The organism is Anaerozeibacter quisquiliarum (assembly GCF_051162045.1).
GTDB classification, from domain to species: Bacteria; Bacillota; Clostridia; order Christensenellales; family Aristaeellaceae; genus Anaerozeibacter; species Anaerozeibacter quisquiliarum.
The window spans coordinates 1-5574 of sequence record NZ_JBISDI010000068.1; the positions used below are offsets into that span (position 1 = coordinate 1).

Annotated in this window: 5 protein-coding genes and 1 tRNA gene; 1 reads left to right on the plus strand and 5 read right to left on the minus strand. The window is 62.0% G+C overall.

Annotated elements, in window-relative coordinates:
• Positions 1–23 precede the first annotated feature (23 nt).
• The 5 genes from ACH6CV_RS17820 to rpmB form a co-directional block, all read right to left on the minus strand.
• Positions 24–350, minus strand: coding sequence for a L,D-transpeptidase (locus ACH6CV_RS17820; RefSeq protein ID WP_456359573.1), 327 nt, complete (start codon positions 348–350; stop codon positions 24–26).
• A 27-nt stretch (positions 351–377) separates the two neighbouring features.
• Entirely contained in the window at positions 378–3071 is a 2694-nt protein-coding gene (locus ACH6CV_RS17825) for a M56 family metallopeptidase (RefSeq protein WP_456359569.1), read from the minus strand.
• Complete coding sequence (locus ACH6CV_RS17830) at positions 3068–3448, minus strand: BlaI/MecI/CopY family transcriptional regulator (protein WP_456359570.1); 381 nt, start codon at positions 3446–3448, stop codon at positions 3068–3070. The genes ACH6CV_RS17825 and ACH6CV_RS17830 overlap by 4 nt, the downstream gene beginning before the upstream one ends.
• 139 nt (positions 3449–3587) lie before the next feature.
• Complete coding sequence (locus tag ACH6CV_RS17835; protein ID WP_456359571.1) at positions 3588–4889, minus strand: UDP-glucose dehydrogenase family protein; 1302 nt, start codon at positions 4887–4889, stop codon at positions 3588–3590.
• An 87-nt stretch (positions 4890–4976) separates the two neighbouring features.
• Positions 4977–5168: a 50S ribosomal protein L28 gene (rpmB, locus tag ACH6CV_RS17840; RefSeq protein ID WP_456359572.1), complete on the minus strand. Its 192-nt coding sequence runs from the start codon at positions 5166–5168 to the stop codon at positions 4977–4979.
• Positions 5169–5386: 218 nt separating this feature from the next.
• Here rpmB and ACH6CV_RS17845 point away from each other — a divergent pair.
• Positions 5387–5479, plus strand: a tRNA-Ser gene (locus tag ACH6CV_RS17845).
• Positions 5480–5574 lie beyond the last annotated feature (95 nt).

Below are 5574 nucleotides of genomic sequence, written 5' to 3' on the forward strand. Positions count from 1 at the left end.
CGACTCTTCCCGGTCGCCGGTGCTTATTCCTGAATGACCACCGTCGTACCGTCCGTCACGTGTTCGTACATCCACTGCGCGTCGCTTACGGCCAGGCGGATGCAGCCGTGCGTGGCGCGCTTTCCGAGCGCCGCCACCGAAGCGTCGGTGGGCTGTCCGCCTTTCTTGCGGGTCAGCACCGAGTGGAACATGACGTTGCCGGTATTGTCGATATGGATTGCGTACTGCGCCCAGACGCCAAAGTCCTTGAAGTAGTGCCACTGCGCGCCCCGGCGCACCGTTTCATCAAAGACACCGGTGGGCGTGGGCGTTCTGTCCGCGCCGGTCGAGCACTTGAATTCCTTGGCCAGCTTTGAATAATCCCGGGTTCGCTCGTCCTACTGATGGGCGTACACCCGCTGCTCAGAGAGGTCCACCCTGATCTTGTAGTCGTGCGGCGGCTGGTCGGTTTTCGCCGCATTGTCGCCCGCCGAGGCAGGCGAAGCGGTGTATCGCGCGCCTTTGGCGGCGAAGAGGGGGACGGTTGAGGATTGGAAGATCAGCAGATCGGTGTCTTCCATGGTGAAGCGCGCGATGACGTCACCGTCTTTCAGGCCATAACCGTAGGTGTCCCCCGCTTCGGGTGCAATCGCCGCGCAAATCAACAACTCGCCGTTTTCGATGGAGTAGACGCATTTTGGCGGGACGTAGCTGCTGATCGGCGGGATGGCGAGCACGGCGCTGCCGTCGGGGTGCAGCGTCACGGACAGCAGGCGCGCGTATTGATCCTTTTCGGTCGGGTTTTCCAAGCTGTAGGTGCGCCCCGTCACTAGTTCCGCGCGCGCCTGTTCATCCGAGACTTGGAACGTTTCCGCTTCCGGCTCCAGGTGTTCGCGCAGCTTCTCAATTTTAACCTGCTCCCGGGGGATTGAGATCGATATCCGGTCGTCGCTGAATTGCGCCGCGACGCGCGCCAGATGCGCGTACACCGCTTCGTCGTCCATGGATGTCAAATCCGGGACGTCCTGTTTCAATACATGATCGATGATCCCGTCCGTCACAGCGCCCAAGGCGCGGTCGCGTTCCCCGACGGTTACCTTGGTCTTGTCCGGGATGTGGTAGCCGCCTCGATAGGATAGATTCCACCATGACGAGGGCTCGACAGCCACGCCGAAACCGCCCACAAACTCGACGTCCAGCTCCGGCTCGCCCGTGCGAAGGCTGCGGATCATCGCCGCGTTTTCGTCGCCCGAATAGCGCACCGTCCGCCGCACGAACGCCCGCTCGTCCGGCGACAGCGTAACGCCTGCATCGCCGTAGGCGGAATCCGCCGTAATCCGCTCCATGCGGTTAAAATCCCCGTTCGCCCATTCGAGCAGATCGGCGTTGAAATCGGCCAGCGTCCGGTCGGAATAATCCGCCGCCATGAGCGTCAAGAGCGCGCGGTAATCGGCTTCGGTGGCGCGTGGGAGACGGCGCGCTTCGCGCTCGCTGCCGGATTGGACAGCCTCCGACGGTTCGCCCCCGGTCAGTGGGAAGAAGAAGAAGGGCTCCTCGATGCGAATCGACAGCGCGTCGCCGCTCCACTTCGCCGTCAAGCGGGCGATTTCTGAATCGATGGCCTGATTCGCGCCCGGTCCATCCCGCAACTGAGCTTCCGAAAGCCCATTGACGAATGCTTCGACGTCGGCCATGAAGCCCTTTTTCGCCTCGCCATACGCCCGGACGGTGAGCTTGGCCGCGTCGGCAATCTCGATTTGACCGCTGTATTCCAGGCGCGCGTCGTCGGCGCCGTCAAAATGGCGCGGGACGCTCGCGCGGAAGAAGATGCTCGACCTGACCGGGGACGTGAGGGGCTTCAGTTCATCGAAGATGAAGCGCGCGATGTCGTTTGTGTCGCTCATATCCCGCAACTGTTCATCCTCACAAAACCGCTCGAGCAGCGCCGGATATTCCGGCGTGTCGGTCGCCACCCAGACCCTTTCGCGGAATTGCGCGACGCTCATGTCCTCGTAGCCGTCAAACCGCAGGGCCAGCAGCTTGTCATACTCCCGCTGCGTAAACGCTGTGCCGGGTATCGACGTGGGCGCAGCCTCCGCCGGGGCAAGCGTCGCTCCGGTGAGTAGCATGGCGGCCAGAACGACGCACAGCAGCAGCGCTCCGGTCCGCTTGTGCGTGTTGTCCAACAAAAACGCGATGCGATGTTTCATGGCTCTTTTCCCTCCATAAAAGTTGGTCGACAGCACGGTTTGGGGCGCGCTCGCGTGGCGCACGAGCTTAAGGATCGTCTCGCCGTATTGCCGGCGCGCCCCGGCGTCCGCGTCCCGCAGCACCCGCGCGTCGCAGGCGGCCTCGCAGGCCAGCTGCGACGCGCGCGCCATCAGGTAGACGGCGGGGTTGAACCAGTGCAGCACGGTGGCCGCGAGGATCAAGGCCTTGCCGAGCAGGTCGTGGTGCTTTACATGGATCAACTCGTGTTGAAGAATCCGCGCCCACTCGTCCACAGATAGGGAAATCGGCGGCAGCAGGATGACCGGGTGCAGTAGTCCCACCAGCATCGGGCTTGAAATGCCGGGACAGGTTTTTAAACCCACCGATTGCCGAATGCCCAATCTATCCTTCAGTCGATCCAACAGGTTGAGCATCTCAGGCGCGGTCACAGCCTCGCCCCAACGCCGCACGATGCGCAAAAACCGCAGATGCCGGACCGCGTGGAAACCCAGCATGAAGGCAGCGCCCGCCAGATAGATGGTTGGGGCAACGACCCATGCGGGGATGTGTGGCAGGGTGCCGGGCGCGGTGCCGTGGGTGACCGTCAACGCCTCCGGGGAGATCTTGGGCGCCGGTTCGGCCGCGGTATCGCGTGCCGCCGGGGCGACCGCCATCTGCGCGGCGGGCGCGGGCAGCAAGGGCAGTTCTAGTGCCGGGCGAAGCGGACACAGATAGCCCAGCGCGATCGCCAGCCAGATCAGGTGGCGCCACCGGGGCGCGTAGCGCTTCGCAAGCATGGGCGACAGGGCCGCGTACAAAAGCGTCATCACGCACATCGTCACAGAGCATTTCACGAGCGCCGAGAACGCCGCCTCCATCATCGATCGCTCCTCTCCTTAAGCCATTGGGCCAGCTCGTCCAAATCGCCCTCGCGCAAGCCCTGCCCGTCGTACAGTGCCGCGACCAGGCTGGCAAACGAATTGCCGTGAAAGCGCGCCATGAAATCTCCGGTCTCAAACTTCAAATAATCCGCCCGGCCGATCAGCGGGAAATAGCTGCGCTCCTTGCCATGCTTCTCCGTCCGCAGGAACCCGCGCTCGACCAGCCGCGTGAGCAGCGTGAGCACCGTCTGCGCCTTCCATCCCTTCCTGCGCCCCAGCCGCTCCATGATCACCGCCGACGTAATCGGCGGCTCGCTCGCCCAGACCACCTGCATTACATCAAACTCCGCATCGGGCAGTTTCCTGATCGCATCCAACGGGTGTCCCCTCCTTCAATCGACATTCTACAGATGTCGTTTTTTATATTCTACAACCGTCTTGATTGGTTGTCAAGGGGTTTGGCGGAAAATGGTCAAAAAAAATCCCCCTCCGGAGAGGGGAAGGGGGATGGGGTATCTACCCCCGTCCGATCGAGTGGTACTGGACGCCCGCCGCGCGCATTACCTTCGGGTCATGCATGTTGCGCCCGTCGTACAAAAGCGGCGTGCGCATCAGCCGCACGTAGGTCTCGGGTTCGATTTTCTTGATCTCCGGCCAGTCGGTGAACAAAAAGCATACGTTGGCCCCGGTCAGCGCCTGCTCCGCCGTCTCGCAGCGCTTGGCTTCCGGGAACATCGCCATAAACCGGCCCATGCCGGCCGGGTCGTAGGCGTACACCTCGGCGCCTTGCTCGAGCAGCAGCCGCACATTGTCGACCGAGGGCGCTTCGCGCAAATCGTCGGTGCCCGGCTTGAAGGTCACGCCCAGCACCGCCACCTTGAGCCCGGCGAAGGTGATTAGCCGGTCGGACGCCTTGCGGAACAGCGCGGTCTTCTGGCGCTGGTTGACCGCCACCGCCGCCTCCACCGTGGACAGCGCGTAGCCGTGCTTGCGCGCGAGGTAGGTCAGCGCCTTTGTGTCCTTGGGGAAACAGCTACCGCCGTAGCCGATGCCGGCGCGCAGGAAGTTGCCGCCGATCCGCTCGTCGAACGACATGCCGTGCGCCACGTCCTCGACGTCCGCGCCCACCAGCTCGCACAGGTTGGCGATGTCGTTCATGTAGCTGATCTTGAGCGCCAGAAAGTCGTTGGCCGCATACTTAATCATCTCGGCCGAGCGGCGCTTGACCGACACGATCGGCAGCCCGAACGGCTCGTAGATTTCGCGCAGCATTGTTTCCGCCGCCTCGCTTTCGGTGCCGATTACCACACGCCGGGCCTCGAGGGTGTCGTGCACCGCCGTGCCCTGCGCCAGAAATTCCGGGTTGCTCGCCACCTCGATCTTTACATCCCGCGCCAGGAAGTCGCGGATGAACTGCTCCACCTTGTCATTCGTGCCCACCGGCACCGTGGATTTCACCACCACCAGGCAGTCGCGCGTAACGCTCTCGGCAATTTGGCGCGCCGCCGTCGCGATGTAGCTCAAGTTGGCCGAGCCGTCGGGCAGTTCGGGCGTGCCCACGCCGATGAAGATGGCCTCCGCACCTTCGTAGGCCGCGCGGTAGTCGGTGGTGAAGCGCAAGCGCCCCGAGGCGTTGCCCTGCCGGATCAGTTCTTCGAGCCCATCCTCATAGATGGGGGAAGTGCCGCCCTGCATCAGCCGGATCTTTTCCTCGTCCACGTCCACGCAGGTGACAAAGTGCCCCTTCGCGGCAAAGCACACGCCCGCAACCAACCCCACATAGCCGGTGCCCGCCACGGCGATCTTGTACGATCTCACGGATACGCCTCCTTCGTACTCTCTTATGAATTGATGCGCAAAAGGCCGTCGCTCGTCGCGACGGCACATCTTGCATGGCTTTTCAAATTAAACGGCGCGCTGCACCTTGTTGCTGCGCAGGCAACGCGTGCAAACGAACATCCGCATGGGCGCGCCGTTCACGACCACGCGCACGCGCTGCGTATTCGGCGCCCAGGTTCTGCGCATCTTGCGGTTGGAATGGCTCACATTGTTGCCCGACGACATGCCCTTGTGGCACACCTCGCAAAACTTGCCCATCGACCACACCTCCTTCGGGCAAATATGGATTCAAAACGAATGTATTATACCATTCTGAGCGCCCGAATGCAAGCATCTGCGCGTGTAAAAGTTTTTGCCGAAATAAATTTGTGCCTTTAGTGGCAGCGCTATTGCTTTTGCCTTGGGCGCGTGCTATAATGTTCCGGCTGATGTTCTTCGCTCCCGCGCCCAATTGGCGCATGCGAACAACCTCATGGGGAGGAGTCGCCTAGCTTGGTCGAGGGCGCGCGACTGGAAATCGCGTAGACGCCAAAATCGTCTCGAGGGTTCGAATCCCTCCTCCTCCGCCAAACCATAACGTCAGTTATGATGAAAAAAGCTCATCACGAATTGTGGTGGGCTTTTTCATATCTTGTAGAATGGGCGGAAGAAATCACCTAAATCA